We start from the raw sequence: 17,329 nt of genomic DNA on the forward strand, positions 1-17,329 counted from the left end.
TCTCTATGCTTGCCAGCCGCAAACATAGGGACGAGAGTTCTCCCGCGGTTCCACCCTAGTTGCTGAGAACCAAATCCCAGCCTCTTTTTTTAAAATTGCTCAAGAATGCCTTTCGTTGCGTGCTCATCCTTAGCTTACACCGCCCTAAGGTCGCTTTCATGAGGTAAACGCAAGTACTTCTTTCTCTCACTGCAACATATTTTATAATAAATGATCATATAAAAAGATGGACCAAAAGTCAACTTTTGTTTTCACCCATAAGATGTTTCATGCTTTCCATTTGATCTAAAAAGCGCTTTGATTTTAAATACAATCCCGAATATTCTTCGTAATATAAATCAATCACTTGCTTTAATTCAGCTTTTGTTTCCTCTTTTAAGGACACATTGCCGAGCCTCGACAGATCAAAATAGTAAAAGAGTCTTAACAGCCTTGCCGTTTGCGGTTTAATCGGTATCCTGTAAGGATCTTTTTCAAAACAGCGGTGGCATATAAAACCATTATCACGAACAGAAAAATGAAAGGTTCCGTCTTGGCTTTTACAATGTACACAATGATTTAGCTCAGGATACAGGCCCATGACACCGAGCATCTTCATTTGAACAATGAAGGTGATAACATCCGGATCTGTTCCTTCATTCAGCTGTTTTAATGATTCTAATATGAATTCAAATAAATAAGGATTTGGCTTTTTTTCTTCTGTGCCTCTGTCGACTAACTCAGCAATATAGGCAGCATATGCTGTTAAAAACAAGTCTTCCCTGATGCCTCTCATGCTGAGGATCATTTCCCCCTGCTGAAGCGTTCCGAGGCCCGATGTTTTTTGCATTAAGAAAGAACCATACAAAAAGGGCTGGCTGACTGCTGATAAACGGCTGTTCGGTTTTTTGGCGCCTCGTGCCATAACACCTATTTTTCCGTGTTCTCTTGTCAGTAATGTTACGATTTTATTCGTCTCTCCGTAATCATTTGTGCGAAGAACGATTCCTTCACATTTTGTCAGCATTTCCGCACCTTCCTCAAGCAGGAGCGGCCAAGAGGTTTATAAAATTGGATAATCAAATCGGGCTAGCTCATCTTCTAGTTCTTCGGGTCTTTCCATGTTCTCTTTTTCCAGTTCTTTAAAAAGAAGATACGTATCAACATTTCCTGTTTGAGAAAATACGTTCCAGGTAAAATTCAACACAAGAAACCCACCTTTCTGTAGTTAAACTAGCTTACCTAAACTCCAAATTCTTACCTTTATCTTGACCAGATGTCCTCCATTTCATGTTAAACAAAATTTGCTAATGTATCCCTGTTCCTGTGAGATAATGACACACACGGGAAGAGATTAATATTCGTCCTCTTTAAAGCCAAAATCGCGAAGCTGGGACATTTTATTACGCCAGTCCTTCTGCACTTTCACCCACAATTCAAGGTAGACACGGGAGCCCAATAGTGCTTCAATATCCGCTCTCGCTCTTTTTCCAACCTCTTTTAGAAGGCTTCCTTTTTTACCGATCACGATGCCTTTCTGAGAATCCCGCTCGACCACAATCGTTGCCGCTACGTGCACAGAACCGTTGTCCTGCCCTTTGATGGATTCGATGGCCACCGCAATGCTGTGCGGGATTTCTTCTCTCGTCAAATGCAGCACCTTTTCCCTGATTAATTCAGAAATGATAAATCGCTCAGGGTGGTCAGTTACCTGGTCACTCGGATAGAATTGCGGCCCTTCCGGCAAATACGCTTCAATCTGAGCGAGCAAGGTTTCGATGTTATTTCCTTCTAAAGCAGAAATCGGAACAATTTCCTTAAAAGGATAACGTTTGCGGTATTCGTCAATTAGCAGAAGCAATTGGTCGGGATGAATTTTATCAATTTTGTTTACGATTAAGAATACAGGCGTAGACATCGTCTGCAATTTCTCAATGATGAATTCGTCGCCCTTCCCGTAGCCTTCCTCAGCATTGATCATAAACAAGATCAAATCGACTTCTTTTAATGTATTTTGCGCCACTTTCATCATAAAGTCCCCAAGCTTATGCTTAGGTTTATGAATCCCTGGTGTGTCAATAAAAATGGTTTGTGATGTGCCTGTCGTCAGTACTCCTTGCACCTTGTTTCTCGTCGTTTGGGGCTTATCGCTCATGATCGCGATTTTTTGTCCAATGACTCTGTTCAAAAATGTAGATTTTCCTACGTTTGGTCTTCCAATAATGGATACAAATCCTGATTTAAAGCTTTCGTTCGTCATGTAAATCCTCCGATGAAAATGCGCCTGGCAATAATTCTTCCACAGTCATTTCTTTTATTTGTCCTTGTAAATTAGTCAGTACGACAATAACGTCTTTTGTGCAAAGCTCAGAAATCACCTGGCGGCAGGCTCCGCACGGAGATACTGGTCCAGGGGTGTCAGCCGCAACGGCCAGCATCTGAAACTCTGTATCCCCTTCAGAACAGCTTTAAATAAAGCGGTACGCTCGGCGCAATTGCACATGCTGTATGCCGCGTTCTCAATGTTGCAGCCTCTGTACACTTTTCCATCCTTGGTAAGAAGAGCGGCTCCTACTTGGAATTTGGAATACGGCGCATATGCCATATCACGCGCTTTTAAAGCTTCTGTTATTAATTCTTGTCTGTTCATGTGTACATTCCTCTCTTACCTATAATGGTACCGCTATCACTTTATATTTTACATAATCGCGCGCTTTTTTTCACGCCCATTTCTAAAAATGTAAAATAAATGTAAGAATTTTCAGCCATTACAGCTTTGGCAAAAAAATAAGTAAACCAATGATACACGAAATCACGGCAAAAACGCAAACAGCCCCGGCGGCAGCGTCCTTGGCCGCTTTAGCAAGAGGGTGATGTTTGTCAGTTATTAAATCAACCGTATGTTCAATGGCTGTATTTAAAAGCTCAAGCGAAAACATACCGCCTATCAAAAGGAATATAATCATCCACTCAATCATGCTGAGCTCTACAAGGAAGCCGCAAATGAGAACAGCGCAGGCGGCTGCGGCATGAAATTGGAAATTCCGCTCCGTCCGCGCTGTTTCCCATATGCCCCGGCCTGCATGCACGAAGCTTTTGAAGAATCGCTTCAGCTCATTTCTATGATCTTTTGAGTCCATAAGCGTCCAGCAATTCCTTTTGCTTAGTAAACATCTCCTCTTCTTCCTCTTTCGTCATATGGTCATATCCTAAAAGGTGCAGAAATCCGTGCACAGCTAGAAATCCGAGCTCTCTTTTAAAAGAATGATTATACTCCTCTGCCTGCTCTCTTGTGCGATCGGCACTGATGATAATATCACCTAAAACCGGAGGCATTTCGGCGCCCACGATTTCGATCTCGCCTTCTCCCTCTTCTTCAAGAGCAAATGAGATGACATCTGTCGGAGCATCCTTTCCCCGGTATTCTTTGTTAATCTGATGTATGTCATCATTGGAAACAATCGTGACAGAAACTTCAGCCTGATCCTGAACGCCTTCACGCTCAGCGGCAAATTGAAGCAGATTTTCTACTTCTTTGAGCATCTCTTCTGAGACGCTTCCCGTTTCATCAACGATATCAATCAGTAAACTCATCTATTTCACCTTCTTAGTAGCCTCCGGATATTCAATCCGGGAGTGGAAAATTCCTTTTAATGTTGCACAGAGCGTTTTTGCGATTGTATCCAGCTCTTTAAATGTCAAATCGCATTCACTGAACTGTCCGTCCTGAAGCTTATCGGATATAATACCCCGGACAAGCTTTTCAATTCGTTCAGGATTTGGATTATGCATGGATCTGACGGCCGCTTCAACACTGTCGGCCACTGATATAATTGCGGCTTCCTTTGACTGCGGCTTCGGCCCCGGATAACGGAACTCTTCCTCTGTAATCTGGTCGCCTTTTTCCTTCGCTTTATAGTAAAAAAACTTTAAAAGCGAGGTTCCATGATGCTGCTCAGCAATATCGACAAGCTCTTTCGGAAATTTATAGCTTCTCAGCATATTCGCACCGTCTGTCGTATGCGAGATAATAATATTTTTACTCAACTGAGGTGACAGCTTGTCATGCGGATTGTCAATATTCATTTGGTTTTCAATAAAATATTGCGGGCGCTTTGTTTTTCCGAGATCGTGATAATATGCGCCGACTCTTGCAAGCAAACCATTAGCCCCAACCGCTTCACAGGCTGCCTCTGATAAATTGGCAACCATTACACTGTGATGATATGTACCTGGTGTTTCTGTCAGTATTTTGCGCAAAAGCGGATGGTTAGGATTAGACAGCTCGAGCAGCCTCATGGTGGATAAAATGCCAAAGCCCGTCTCAAAAAACGGCATCAGGCCGATGATTAAAACAGATGAAGCAACCCCCGACACAACCCCCATGAGCATTAACGTGCCGATTTCAAGACCCGACAGCGCAGTGTTCTGGATCAATAATAAGGATAGAACGACAACCATATTAATAAACGCCACGAAAAGTCCGGTCTGCAAAATCTTTGATCTGGCATTGTGTTTTCCTAAAAATAATACGCCTGAAATGCCGCTGATCAAATAATAAATCCCTATGACATAATTGAATGTTCCTGTCACACCCTGATTAAACATCATACTTCCGCAAATCGCAAGAATGATACTTCCCAAAATGGCAATGCGTTCATTCATCAGCAGTTTGATTAAGATGGCGCCGGCCGCAATGGGGACCAGATAGCCAATATTATTATACTCCATCTTCTGAAACAAACTGACAACCTCCATGATCACAAGCAAAAGTGTTGTGATAATCGAGAATAACAGAATGGATTGGTTTTTAAACTTCAGATTTTGTTTCTGTTTTTCAAAATAATATACAAGTGTTGCAATGAAAAGTCCGATCATAATCAATAGCCCGCTGATCGGTTTAAAGAGATTTGAGTTATTTAATAACCCGGTCAGCTCAAGTTTCCTGTACACTTCCCGATCAATGAGGTCATTTTCTTCCACGAGCACTTGCCCCTGTTTGATTTGGACCTGCTGGACATTATCTGAGGCTTCCTGCCGTTTTGCCTCTGTTGCTTTCGGATCGAAGACGTAATTCGGAATAATAGCAAAACGCCCGATTTCTGTCGCGGCTCCCAAGTATTTAGACGGAATAGAATTGCTCTTTAGCTCTTTTTCTACCTTATCCTTTGCATCAGATAGTTTATCCGAAGGGATTTCACTGCTCATGACCGTATTTACTGCGGTAATGACCGTATCTCTGACAAAAGAAAAGTCTTCACTGTCTGCTTTCAGCAATGTCTTGATGGAATCCTCCGATATAGAATCATTCACATCTGATGTCAATTTGTCCTTTACAGATTTGACCATTGATTTTTCCGATGGTGATTTACTGCCTTCTTCCGATGATTTTTTCACTTCACTAATACTGTCGAATATTGATGACACAAGGTCAATCCGATTGTCTGTATATTCTTTTTTTAATGTATATTGATCTTCAACCGCGTCCTCAGCGGCTTGCTTTTTTTCCTCTGTGGCTTTTTGATCTTCTACGGTTGCCGGAGCGTAAATGGTCTTGTCGCTGACTGAAAACAGGTCTAAATCAAGTGTTTCCGGCTTAACATGTACAAAGAGCAAAGCAAACATAATGGCAGCCAGCAGAAGATACAGCAGTACATGCATGGAGCGGGCATTTTTAAAACTGCTCCATTTTTTTGAGCTACTTTTGGTCTTAGCCTTCTTTTTCAACACAAGAACCTCCTCTTGAAACATCAAGCCCATAAGCAATCATAAAAATGACCCGATAACGCGCGATCGGGTCATTCAGCATTAATTTTGCTTATCGTATGCTTCAATAATTTTCGCAACAAGCGGATGTCTGACCACGTCTGTCTGGTCTAGCTCAATCATAGAAATGCCGTCTATTCCTTTCAGCATCTCCTTCGCTACTGCAAGTCCCGATTTGACGCCTTTCGGCAGATCAATTTGGCTGACGTCACCTGTAATGATCATTTTAGAGCCAAAACCCAGTCTCGTCAAAAACATTTTCATTTGAGCAGGCGTGGTATTCTGTGCTTCATCAAGTATAACATAAGCATCATCGAGCGTCCGTCCCCTCATATATGCGAGCGGAGCAATTTCAATGATGCCTCTTTCCATCAGACGTTCTGTATGATCTGCCCCAAGCACATCATGGAGAGCGTCATACAGCGGGCGTAAATAAGGATCTACTTTTTCTTTTAGGTCACCTGGGAGAAAACCGAGGCTTTCACCGGCTTCCACGGCAGGTCTTGTTAAAATGATTTTTTTGATATGTCCGTTTTTTAAAGCATGGACTGCTTTTACGACAGCCAGGTACGTTTTCCCGGTTCCCGCCGGACCAATGCCGAATACAAGGTCATTCCGCTTCATAGCGGCCACGTATTCCCGCTGTCCCATTGTTTTTACACGGATTGATTTGCCTTTTGCGTTTTTTGTAATTTCTTCTTCATACATGCTTTCAAAGTATTCAAGTTCATTCTTCTTTGCCATTTTGATGGCGTAAATCACATCACGTTCAGAGATCTCTATCCCCTTGCGAATTAAAGCGAGGAGCGATCCCAGCAGCCTGTCTGCAATCTGAAACGATTCATCATCGCCTGAAACATAAATCGTCTCGCCGCGCGTAATGATATTTACATTCAGATCTTTCTCCATCAATTTCAAAAAAGAATCTTGGTTCCCGAAGAGTGAAAGCGCCTCGTCCGGGTTTTTCAGTTTTTGATTCATCGCAAGTAAATGTTCTGTCATTCTTCAGTCTCCCTGACAATAGGTGTGGTTTGAACGATATCTTCTATAACTTGGTAGAGAATAATCAACTTTACTTTACCATTCTCAACAGTCTGGTGCAAAACTTTTTCACTTTTCACCTCGCCGTTTTCGCCTATTTTATCCTCTACATCCTGTTTACCCAATTTAATGCCTTCTTGAACTGCTTCTTCTTTTGTATATTTTCGCAAAGCCTCTTCACTTTCTCTCGTTTGCTCTTTGACATAGGATACAGGGAGCTTAAACCCGAGAAAATGAAGCGAATGCTTTTCTTGTTCTGTTTTTGGATGCTTCAATTCCTCTTTTTTAAACGTCATCCCCCAGATCGGGATTGCCAAAGAACCAAAAGAAAGCTTGTGCTTTGTCCTTACTTTGCCCGTATAGACGTTAAATAATGTTTCAAGCGGGACTGTCACTTCTGATCTATACCAGGTTTCTCCGTAAATTTCTGCTTTTGAGGCGACTTCCTGCTGATGGTCTTCGCTGCCGATCAGTCCCGAAACAAGCAGCTGCCCCTTTTCAACATGATCGTGTATGGCGGCCATGGGCTGTCCTTTTTGCACAAACATTCTCGTAATGGTTGCTTTCTTTTTGGCGACAATATTGCGCGGGCTAACATACTTTTCTTTTTCGGGCTCATTTTTCTCCACAACTTTCATGTGAATGGTCGTCCCCTTCAGATCAACTCCGACCCAAGTGATATTGTCTATTCCATTGGTTAATGATTTCTGTATTTTTTCGGGCGACATCATTAAAAACTGCAGACGGCCCTTTTTGACGCCGATTTCATTAAGATGCTGCCTCATTTGATGTTCTGTTTCAGGCTTAGCGCCTGTCACATCAATTTTCCACACCATATTGGACAGCAAAAACAAAAGGATGAAAAAAATCGCAAAACCGATCGTAAACCCTATATTCAGCTTTGATTTCAGCAACAGGAAGGGAAAACCCTTCCGATTGATAAATCGGGCTTTACATTTAAATTTACTTCTCACCCGCCGAAAGGCATGTACATCCTGAAGCTGTATATATAACGATACGGCTTCTTTCTTTTTTTTGACATGAAAGACCGGAATCCCCTGTCTTGTGCATTCATTAAGGAGCCGCTCAATCCCTCTTCCCGTCAATTCAAGCTGGACCTTACCCGAAAAAAAAGACAGCCATTTATTTTTCACAACATTTCCCCCTCGGCTTTATGACTCAACATATCGAACGACATCAATCGTACCCTCCAAAAGTATCTCTTCCGGAAGAATCGCCTTGATGACAAAATTTTTACCAGATATGATGCACTGGCCCTGCTTCAGCATCAGCCGCACTTCATTCTCACTGAAAAGCAAAAGGCCTCTGTGGTTTTCTATGTAGATATGAAGTCTGCCAACCATTGTAATCCTCGGCAGATCCATCATAACGTCCGGGGGAATTTCCAATGCTCTTGTCAGCCAAGCTTTCATACGATTCTTTCTTTGCCCCATACAAAAAGAACCCCCTTTCATCTCATATGTATGATTTGAAAGGAGGTTCTAACACTTTAATTTTTACGGGCCGGGCGCATCGTACGGTGTGGTTTTTTCGCCCGTGGAGGTCCGAACACCTCTCCTAGAACGATCCCCTGTACGACGGTGTCTTTATTCACCTGAAGCATTTTTTGTTTTGTGTATACTGTTTTTTGTTTCGCAGCAGCAAGATCTCGTTCCAGCCCTTTCAGGTTTCTTGCTGTTTCCCTGCGTCTTTCTTCCGCTTCCCGTCTTGCCTGTTCCATACGGTTAGGGATAGGTGCAGGGGCATCTTCTTTTGACTGCTTCTTTTGAGGAGAAGCAGATTGCACGTGTTGAGGTTTTTTACTTTTTTGGCTGTTTTGCTTTTCTTCTTTGCTCTTTTTGCCGAAAATCGCAGAAATGATTCCGATGATCGCTGCAATAATAAGCGGATTGGTCAGTAAATCTTCCATCAGCGTTCTCCCTTCTTAGAGAGATTATGATTTGCGGTCTTCATCCGAAGGGTCTTTCGTCAGCTTGCCGAATGAATCACGCATTTCTGTGTCAGCATCGATGTTCTTGATATTCATGTAATCCATGACGCCAATATTCCCTTCACGCAAAGCTTCTGCCATCGCAAGCGGCACTTCCGCCTCGGCTTCTACTACTTTCGCGCGCATTTCTTCTACGCGGGCACGCATTTCCTGTTCTTGAGCGACAGCCATCGCACGTCGTTCTTCCGCTTTTGCCTGCGCGATGTTTTTATCAGCCTCAGCCTGATCGGTTTGTAAAATTGCCCCGATGTTTTTGCCGATATCTACATCTGCAATATCAATTGAGAGAATTTCAAACGCAGTTCCTGAGTCCAATCCTTTTCCAAGGACTGTCTGAGAAATCATGTCAGGGTTTTCAAGCACTTTTTTATGATTATCAGATGAACCGATTGTAGAAACGATCCCCTCACCTACACGAGCTACAATGGTTTCTTCCCCTGCTCCCCCAACGAGGCGCTCGATATTCGCTCTTACTGTGATTCTCGCTTTCGCTTTCACTTCAATCCCGTCCATTGCGACGCCGGCAATGAACGGTGTTTCAATCACCTTAGGATTAACGCTCATTTGAACAGCTTCCAACACGTCCCGGCCTGCAAGATCAATGGCAGCACAGCGCTCGAATGTGAGTTCAATGTTAGCTCGCTGAGCGGCGATAAGCGCGTTGACGACTCTGTCAACATTACCTCCAGCCAGATAGTGGCTTTCAAGCTGGTTTGTTCCAACATTAAGTCCCGCTTTATGCGCTTTAATCAGCGGGTTAACAACCCGATTCGGAATGACGCGGCGAAGCCTCATCCCAACTAGAGTGAAAATGCTGATTTTCACTCCGGCTGCCAAAGCTGAAATCCAAAGCATTACAGGCACAAATGTAAAAAATACTGCCAAAACAATGATCGCTACTGCGACAATTGCCAGAATCATAAGTGTTGACGGATCCATATAACTTCTCCTCGTTTCTATTTAAATTTCTCTCACGACAATGCGTGAGCCTTCTACTTTTATCACTTTTACTTTTTTATCTTTTTCTGTAAACGATCCCTCCGATACAACGTCAAGGCGTTCATCATCAATAATCACCGTACCGGAAGGACGCAGCGGTGTAAAGGTTATACCCACTTTTCCCATTAAGTCCGTGCGCGTTTGATTTGAAACGTAGCCGCTCTCCGTGTTTGTAGAATCATTTAATATCAATTTCTTAAAGAATTTCATACGCTTTCCCAACACCCTTGTCAGTAAAATAAAAGCTGTAATCGAAACAGCTGAGGCGATCAAGAGAGAAACCGCCATGACAGTGAAGCTCCCCGCGGCTAAAAACAGGCTCGCAATAATCGCTCCCAAGCCCAGTAATCCAATGATTCCTCCGGGAAGAAAAATCTCAAGCAGAATGAGAATCACCCCTGCTATAAAGAGGAGAACCGTCTCATACCCGGCAAGGCCGGCTGCAAGATGCCCGTAAAAGAACAGCAATAACGCAATGAGTCCAGCCGTTCCAGGGAGGCCGACACCCGGGGAAAAAAGCTCCACCGTCAGACCTAAAAAAGCGATTGTCAGCAGAATAGGGACAATGACCGGATTCGTCAGCCATCTTGCTGTCTTTTCCGCAAAGCTCTCCTTTGCATAGCTGATCTGCGCCTTTTCGAACCCAAGCTTCTTTACGAGCGTGGACAAATTGTCAGCAGTGCCTTCTGAATAGCCTACCTCAATTGCCTTGTCTGCGTTAAGTGTCAACAGATCTCCCTTAGGCGCGCCGACTTCCTTGGCATCTATATCTGGGTCAGCCATTGCGAGCGCATATTTTGGATCGCGGTTATTTTTCACTGCGGCATCTTCCATCTCTGCCAGCCAAAGTGATTGAGCTTTTTGGTCAGCGGCATTGCCTTGGCCATCAACAATCGCGGCGGCTCCCATTTTTCCGCCAGGCGCCATATAAATGTGATCTGCTTGAAGTGCAATATATGCACCAGCAGACAACGCGCGTTTGTTGACATATGCAGTTACGGGGATCTCGCTTTCGGTTATCAAATCGGCCATATCAATAGCAGATTTGACCAATCCCCCCGGGGTATTGATATCAAGAATAATATGGTCTGCATGTGCATCCTTTGCATCTTGTAACGAACGGGACAAAAACGAGGCGAGACCCTGTTCGACATTTTTTTCAACCGGGATCACATAAACAGTTTGTTTTTCTGCTTTTGCGTTCAGCTGTACGCCTAATAAAGAAAGTAAAAATATACCCAAAAGAGCAGCACGGAATCCTTTGATTTGAAGCAAGGGCGGTGTATCCCTCCTTCCTTTTATAATAAGTGCCTTCTCTTCATACGTAACAAATGTATCAAAGGTTTCATTTTTTTATGTATAAAAAAAGACATCTCTCTTAGAAAGATGTCCTTTTCTTTGCCATTTAAGACAGTTGACTGCTCACAAGCTTATTAATTAAACTTCCGTCAGCTTTACCTTTTACTTTAGGCATAATTGCCCCCATCACTTTGCCCATGTCCGCTTTTGAGCTCGCACCGACCTCCGCGATGGTTTCATTTACGATTGTACGCAGCTCTTCTTCTGACAGCTGCTCAGGTAAATAAACTTCTAAAATGTCCAGCTCTTTTTGAACTTTATCTACTAAATCTAAACGATTAGCGTTTGAAAATTCCTGGAGGGAGTCTTTACGTTGCTTAAGTTCACGAGAAAGGACAGTGAGTTCCTCATCCTCGGTCAAACTGTCTTTCTTAAGCTTAATTGCTTCATTTTGAAGTGAAGCCTTAACCATTCGAACGACAGTCAGTTTGTCTTTCTCACGGTTTTTCATATACAGCTTCATATCCTGGTTGAGACGCTCAAGAAGACTCATAAATCCACCCTCTTTTAGAATTTGCGTTTTCTAGCAGCTTCAGACTTTTTCTTGCGCTTTACGCTAGGTTTTTCATAAAATTCACGCTTTCTTGCTTCTTGCAAAGTACCTGTCTTTGATACACTGCGTTTGAAGCGACGAAGAGCATCTTCAAGCGATTCGTTTTTTCTAACGACCGTTTTTGACATTCTCTTTCCCTCCCTCCGAATACACCAATCGACTACCTTTAAGTTACACATATAAACATGTACTTTGACATTATAATATAAGCCATCAGTCAGGTCAACTAAGTGAGTTCACTTTTCCGTCATGAGTGCGACTGCCTGTCTATATAATGAAAGAAAGGGGTTGGTGAATAGGATGTTAATTCTGATTAGCTTTACTGCTCTTATATTATTCTTTCTCGCAGGCATGAACATGCTTCGAAAGGGCTTAATTTCAATGGCGTACTCAAAAATTGAAGAACGTTTGCTTTTATTTACAGACCATCCGTTAAAAGCGTTTCTTATCAGTATTGTATTTACGGGGATACTTCAGAGCAGCTCAGCCTTTATGGTCATTGTCATCGGCTTTGTAAGTGCGGGCGTTCTTTCTTTTAAGCGGACGATACCGATGATTCTGGGGACAAATGTTGGCTCTACTTTTACAACTGAATTTATTGCTATCAAAATGGATATTTTGATTTGGGTTCTTTTAATAGGAGGTTTATTGTTTTTTCTGACTGGCAGGTATCCTTTGAAACAGCTGGGAACAAGCTTCCTTGGACTGGGCATCATCTTCTTTTGCATCAGCGGATTCAGCCATCTTGCCGGGCCGCTGACAAAGCTGAAAACGGGAGCCGACGTTCTATACCATGTTAACGATTCAAACTGGTCCGCTTTGCTCATCGGGATGGTGTTAACTGCCATCATTCACTCCAGTTCTGTCTGTATCGGCATTTTGATGAGTTTTATGAATGAAGGGATTATCGGACTGACACAGGCGATGAGCGTCGTACTCGGATCAAATATCGGGACATGCATTACAGCTGTCATGGCTGCTGTATCCGGGGGATATGCGGCGAAACAGACAGCGTATGCGCATGTGGTATTTAACGTGCTAGGGGTGGCTCTAGTATTGCCTTTTCTGACCGCAGCGACCGGCTTTGTAGAGCAGTTATCACCCGATCCTGCCCAAAGGATTGCTCATTTCAGCCTTTTATTTAATGTAGTAACAGCTCTTTTATTTCTTCCGCTTACAAACTTGTTTTACCGCTTGATTCACCTTCTTATCCCGGCTAAATAAAAAACCGGTACATTTTAATGCACCGATTTTTTAGGTTAAGAAGACAAACGCATGTGTTCAGTTATTTCATCCTCAACCACACGGACAAACTGTCCTTCGTTGTAAGGATAACCTGCTTTTAGGATTTTGACTTTTACGATTTTGCCGATCATATCTTCCGTACCTTTGAAAACAACCTTCATATAATTGTCTGTGTAACCGACAAACATATTTTCTTCTTCTGTTTCCTTAAACGCTTCCTCAGGGATAATCTCAAGCACTTCATTTTCATACTGAGAAGCGTATTCTTTTGCAAGCTGGTCAGAAAGAGCAATCAGGCGGTGCACACGTTCGTTTTTCACGTTTTCATCCACTTGGTCTTCCATTCGCGCAGCTGGTGTTCCTGTACGTTTACTGTAAGGGAAAACATGCAGTTCAGAGAATTTATGTTCTTTAATAAAGTTATAGGTTTCCATAAATTCTTCTTCTGTTTCTCCAGGGAATCCGACGATGACATCAGAAGTAACAGCTAAGCCTGGCAGTGCTTTTTTCAATTTATTTAAACGGTCTGCAAAGAATTCCATTGTATATTTGCGTCTCATTCGTTTAAGCACTGTGTTTGATCCGGATTGGATAGGAATATGCAGATGATTCACTATCTTATCTGAGCGGTCTAAGACCTCGATCACTTCGTCAGTGATTTGGCTGGCTTCGATGGAAGAAATTCTGATCCGTTTCACGCCTTCCACACGGGTGTCTAATTCGCTCAAAAGCTTCGCGAAGTTGTAATCTTTCATATCTTCGCCGTAGCCGCCTGTATGAATACCCGTAAGAACAATTTCCTTATATCCGGCATCAACAAGCTGCTGCGCTTGTTTAATGACTTCTTCAGGGTCGCGGGAGCGGAGCAGGCCGCGCGCCCACGGAATGATACAGAATGTGCAGAAATTATTGCAGCCCTCCTGTATTTTCAATGACGCTCTTGTGCGGTCCGTGAAAGCAGGCACATCAAGCTCTTCATATACTCTTGCTTTCATGATGTTGCTGACGCCATTAATCGGCTGGCGTTCTTCTCGGTATTGGTCAATGTAGCCAAGCATTTTTTCACGGTCCTGTGTTCCAACTACAATGTCGACACCGGGGATCGCCATAATCTCAGCAGGTGAGGTTTGCGCGTAGCAGCCTGTGACACAGATGACACCGTCAGGATTTTGACGAATGGCGCGTCTGATCACTTGGCGGCTTTTTTTATCTCCCGTATTTGTAACCGTACATGTATTAATGACATATACATCAGCTGTTTGTTCAAAGTCTCTTCTTTCATAGCCCGCTTCTTTGAAAAGCTGCCAGATTGCTTCTGTTTCATAATGGTTGACTTTACAGCCAAGCGTATGGAAAGCAACAGTTGCCATTACTGATCACCTCTTAATAACTCTGTTTGATAAGAAATCGCGCTCAACGCGTATAGCGGAGCGGTTTCTGTCCTTAAAATTCTCGGTCCAAGGCCGCACGGCACACCGTCTTGCTCTGTGAGCCGTTCAACCTCCGCTTCTGTTAAACCGCCTTCGGGACCAAATACGATCAATAGAGATGATCCTTTCGGAAGGCTGCTTACAATCGCGCTGAATGCGCTTATTTCCCCTTGCTTCGATGACTCCTCGTATGCAACGACACATTTATCGAAATCCTGCATCCTTTGAAGAAGCTGCTGAAAAGAATGGACATCCATCACTCGCGGCACTTCGTTACGGTATGATTGCTCAGCCGCTTCCTTTGCAATTTTCGTCCATCTTTCCCGCTTTTTCTTTGCCTTTTTGTCATCCAGCTTGACAACAGAACGCGCGGCTTGGAAAGGAATAAAGGCATGAGCTCCGAGCTCAGTCCCCTTTTGGATAACCCATTCAAGCTTATCTCCTTTCGGAAGGCCGCTCGCAATATAGACCTTTATCGGAAGCTCTCTGTTTTCATTCGTCCATTCTATCACAAGGCAGGACAATTTATCTTTGGAAACAGATTGAAGTTCACATTTTGCCTCGAAGCCGTCTTGAGAGCAGCAGATAATCTGATCTCCCTCATTCATTCTCATCACGTTCACAATATGATGAACATCTTCGCCGGTAATCGAAAAAGCCGGCGCTTCCTCTATTTGCTGCTTCGTGAGCTCGATAAAATATCGTTGCATACGCTGTGACACCTACTAACTGTTATTTTTTCGCAATAATGCTGACCCAATCTTCCATTGAAAGGATTTCTTCAATGGTAAAGCCAGCTTGTTCCAGTGCTTCTTTTACTTCTTGTTTTTTATGACCGATGATTCCTGACGTAATAAAGTGGCCGCCTTCTTTTAACAGGCTGTACGCTTGTGAAGTAAAGCGAAGAATGACTTCAGCCAAAATGTTGGCCACAATCACATCATGTTCCCCTTCAATCCCGTCTAACAAATTGTTTTGCTTCACTTGAGCAATATCGCTGACTTTGTTCAGCTTGAGATTGAGGCGTGCACTTTCTACAGCCACGGGATCAAGATCGTAGGCATGAACCGATTCAGCCTCAAGCATTGCAGCCGCAATACTTAAAATTCCCGAACCAGTGCCGACATCAATCACCTTATCACCCTTTTGCACAAAGCGTTCAAGCGCCTGAATGCAGAGTACGGTTGTCGGATGTGTCCCTGTGCCGAAAGCCATTCCCGGGTCCATTTCAATAATCAGTTCATCAGTATGGACTGGCGTATATTCCTCCCACGTCGGCACAATTGTAAACTTTTCAGAAATTTTCACAGGATGATAATACTTTTTCCAGGCAGTCGCCCACTCTTCTTCATTTACTTCAGAAATAGTGATGTGGTTTCTGCCCAAATCAATATTGTAAAGAAGGAGATTATTAATCGTTTCTTTAATGCCGTCTACAGTTTCGCCCAGAAAACTGTTAACCGGCAGATATGCTTTGACAATGACACCCTCATCTGGGTAATCATTGGGGTCGAGCTGGTAGATTTCCCCGTACACATTCTCACGTTCTTTAATTAAATCAAGCGGGTCCTCTATCACAACCCCACTTGCACCAGCTTCATGCAATATATTTGAGATAGGTTCGACCGCTTCATGTGTTGTGTGAATGCTTAATTCGGACCATTTCAAAACTACCAACTCCTCATCCAATAATTAATCGCCTTTAAACGCCCGTTTTACCTTGTCAAAGAAACTCATTTCCTGTTCGTCAGGCAGGTTTCCGCTGACTTCGGCAAATTCGCGGATAATGTCTTTTTGTTTATCTGTCAGATTTGTCGGCGTAACGACGCGGACGACGATATGCTGGTCACCCTGTCCATAGCCTCTGACATTTTGAACGCCTTTGCCTCTTAATCTAAATTTCGTTCCTGTTTGTGTACCGGCCGGAATTTTCAATTTCACTTTTCCATGCAGCGTCGGCACTTCTACCTCATCTCCAAGAGCAGCCTGAGCAAACGTTAACGGCATTTCACAGTAAATATCATCGCCGTCACGCTCGAAGAACTCGTGTGCGCGTACATGGAACACGACAAATAAATCCCCGGCAGGGCCGCCGTTTATTCCTGGTTCACCCTGTCCCGAGAGACGAAGCTGCTGCCCGTCATCTACACCAGCTGGAATTGTCACGTTGATTTTCTTGCGTTTTTTGATTTTTCCTTTGCCGCCGCAGTCCGCACATTTGTTTTTAATGATTTTGCCTGTACCTTCACAGTGGTGGCAGACCCGTCTGTTAACGACTTTTCCAAACGGTGTATTTTGCTCCACGTTTAACTGGCCGGAGCCTCCGCAGTGGGAGCATGTTTCTGGATTTGTTCCAGGTTTCGCACCTGAGCCTTTACATGTCTCGCACGTTTCCTCGCGGGGAATTTCGATGGTTGTTTCTTTACCGAAAGCCGCATCCTCAAACGACAGGGTCATCGTATACTGTAAATCCGCACCCTGGCGCGGAGCATTTGGATCTCTCCGTCTTGTGCCTCCGCCGAAAATACTTGAGAAAATATCATCGAAACCAAAACCGCCGAAATCTCCGCCGCCAAAACCTCCGCCGCCGAAGCCTTGGTTAGGATCAGTGTGACCAAATTGATCGTAATGCGCACGTTTTTGGTCATCTGACAGCGTTTCGTATGCTTCTTTTACCTCTTTAAATTTTTCATCTGATCCGGCTTCTTTGTTAATATCAGGATGATATTTTTTTGACAGCTTCCGATAAGCTTTTTTAATTTCATCCTTTGAAGCGCTCTTACTTACTCCCAGCACTTCATAGTAATCACGCTTACTCATCTCGCTTCACTCTCCCGAATTTCTCACATAAATTAGATTGTATCATTTTGAATTATGATTTTTCAATTCCTTTTATCCCGGGCAAGAAAAAAAGTCAAAGCCAAGAGATGCCTGACTTTGACTTTC

Annotated in this window: 19 protein-coding genes and 1 pseudogene; 1 reads left to right on the forward strand and 19 read right to left on the reverse strand. The window is 43.4% G+C overall.

The features are described from left to right. Positions 1–238 precede the first annotated feature (238 nt). The 15 genes and pseudogenes from recO to rpsU form a co-directional block, all read right to left on the reverse strand. Positions 239–1,006: a DNA repair protein RecO gene (gene recO, locus ACFVP7_RS14185; RefSeq protein WP_014477369.1), complete on the reverse strand. Its 768-nt coding sequence runs from the start codon at positions 1,004–1,006 to the stop codon at positions 239–241. 36 nt (positions 1,007–1,042) lie between these two features. Beyond that, entirely contained in the window at positions 1,043–1,186 is a 144-nt protein-coding gene (locus ACFVP7_RS14190) for a YqzL family protein (RefSeq protein ID WP_003230053.1), read from the reverse strand. 147 nt (positions 1,187–1,333) lie between these two features. Beyond that, positions 1,334–2,239: a GTPase Era gene (era, locus tag ACFVP7_RS14195; RefSeq protein WP_003230051.1), complete on the reverse strand. Its 906-nt coding sequence runs from the start codon at positions 2,237–2,239 to the stop codon at positions 1,334–1,336. Next, positions 2,220–2,629: pseudogene (locus ACFVP7_RS14200) on the reverse strand (cytidine deaminase). The gene era and the pseudogene ACFVP7_RS14200 overlap by 20 nt, the downstream one beginning before the upstream one ends. Before the next feature lie 118 nt (positions 2,630–2,747). Continuing rightward, the gene (locus ACFVP7_RS14205) at positions 2,748–3,119 is read right to left on the reverse strand and encodes a diacylglycerol kinase family protein (protein ID WP_015384119.1); all 372 of its coding nucleotides are present in this window, start codon (positions 3,117–3,119) and stop codon (positions 2,748–2,750) included. Next, on the reverse strand, positions 3,100–3,573 hold the full coding sequence (gene ybeY / locus ACFVP7_RS14210) for an rRNA maturation RNase YbeY (RefSeq protein ID WP_003230039.1): 474 nt from the start codon (positions 3,571–3,573) through the stop codon (positions 3,100–3,102). Before ybeY ends, ACFVP7_RS14205 begins: the two co-directional genes overlap by 20 nt. Continuing rightward, positions 3,574–5,709, reverse strand: a complete 2,136-nt coding sequence (gene pgpH, locus ACFVP7_RS14215) for a cyclic-di-AMP phosphodiesterase PgpH (protein WP_116316530.1) — start codon at positions 5,707–5,709, stop codon at positions 3,574–3,576. Between the two features lie 78 nt (positions 5,710–5,787). Next, on the reverse strand, positions 5,788–6,747 hold the full coding sequence (locus ACFVP7_RS14220) for a PhoH family protein (protein WP_014477373.1): 960 nt from the start codon (positions 6,745–6,747) through the stop codon (positions 5,788–5,790). Beyond that, positions 6,744–7,940 (reverse strand): sporulation protein YqfD, encoded by a 1,197-nt coding sequence (gene yqfD / locus ACFVP7_RS14225; RefSeq protein WP_003230033.1) that lies wholly within the window; start codon positions 7,938–7,940, stop codon positions 6,744–6,746. The genes ACFVP7_RS14220 and yqfD overlap by 4 nt, the downstream gene beginning before the upstream one ends. Positions 7,941–7,958: 18 nt before the next feature. Beyond that, complete coding sequence (gene yqfC, locus ACFVP7_RS14230; protein ID WP_003226191.1) at positions 7,959–8,240, reverse strand: sporulation protein YqfC; 282 nt, start codon at positions 8,238–8,240, stop codon at positions 7,959–7,961. A gap of 56 nt (positions 8,241–8,296) precedes the next feature. Continuing rightward, a complete protein-coding gene (locus ACFVP7_RS14235) occupies positions 8,297–8,716 on the reverse strand; it encodes a hypothetical protein (RefSeq protein WP_015714280.1) in 420 nt (139 codons plus the stop codon). Between the two features lie 24 nt (positions 8,717–8,740). Further along, a complete protein-coding gene (gene floA, locus ACFVP7_RS14240; RefSeq protein ID WP_003230026.1) occupies positions 8,741–9,736 on the reverse strand; it encodes a flotillin-like protein FloA in 996 nt (331 codons plus the stop codon). Between the two features lie 21 nt (positions 9,737–9,757). Continuing rightward, entirely contained in the window at positions 9,758–11,071 is a 1,314-nt protein-coding gene (locus ACFVP7_RS14245; protein ID WP_003230024.1) for a nodulation protein NfeD, read from the reverse strand. A gap of 130 nt (positions 11,072–11,201) precedes the next feature. Continuing rightward, positions 11,202–11,648: a GatB/YqeY domain-containing protein gene (locus tag ACFVP7_RS14250; protein ID WP_003230022.1), complete on the reverse strand. Its 447-nt coding sequence runs from the start codon at positions 11,646–11,648 to the stop codon at positions 11,202–11,204. A gap of 14 nt (positions 11,649–11,662) precedes the next feature. Continuing rightward, positions 11,663–11,836 (reverse strand): 30S ribosomal protein S21, encoded by a 174-nt coding sequence (rpsU, locus tag ACFVP7_RS14255; protein ID WP_003152957.1) that lies wholly within the window; start codon positions 11,834–11,836, stop codon positions 11,663–11,665. A gap of 172 nt (positions 11,837–12,008) precedes the next feature. On the opposite strand from rpsU, the gene ACFVP7_RS14260 reads away from it, so the two are divergent. Beyond that, positions 12,009–12,932, forward strand: a complete 924-nt coding sequence (locus ACFVP7_RS14260; protein ID WP_015714282.1) for a Na/Pi symporter — start codon at positions 12,009–12,011, stop codon at positions 12,930–12,932. 35 nt (positions 12,933–12,967) lie between these two features. Here the strand turns inward: ACFVP7_RS14260 and mtaB are convergent, their stop codons facing one another. Genes mtaB through dnaJ form a run of 4 tightly spaced genes read right to left on the reverse strand, consistent with a single transcriptional unit; the run spans position 12,968 to position 17,203 of the window. After that, positions 12,968–14,323 (reverse strand): tRNA (N(6)-L-threonylcarbamoyladenosine(37)-C(2))-methylthiotransferase MtaB, encoded by a 1,356-nt coding sequence (gene mtaB, locus ACFVP7_RS14265; protein ID WP_003230017.1) that lies wholly within the window; start codon positions 14,321–14,323, stop codon positions 12,968–12,970. Further along, positions 14,323–15,093: a 16S rRNA (uracil(1498)-N(3))-methyltransferase gene (locus tag ACFVP7_RS14270; protein WP_326227577.1), complete on the reverse strand. Its 771-nt coding sequence runs from the start codon at positions 15,091–15,093 to the stop codon at positions 14,323–14,325. The genes mtaB and ACFVP7_RS14270 overlap by 1 nt, the downstream gene beginning before the upstream one ends. A gap of 22 nt (positions 15,094–15,115) precedes the next feature. After that, complete coding sequence (gene prmA, locus ACFVP7_RS14275; RefSeq protein ID WP_338730590.1) at positions 15,116–16,051, reverse strand: 50S ribosomal protein L11 methyltransferase; 936 nt, start codon at positions 16,049–16,051, stop codon at positions 15,116–15,118. A gap of 24 nt (positions 16,052–16,075) precedes the next feature. After that, positions 16,076–17,203, reverse strand: coding sequence for a molecular chaperone DnaJ (gene dnaJ, locus ACFVP7_RS14280; protein WP_003230010.1), 1,128 nt, complete (start codon positions 17,201–17,203; stop codon positions 16,076–16,078). Positions 17,204–17,329: the final 126 nt, after the last annotated feature.

It is taken from the genome of Bacillus sp. SG20033, assembly GCF_044570195.1.
GTDB lineage: Bacteria > Bacillota > Bacilli > Bacillales > Bacillaceae > Bacillus > Bacillus subtilis.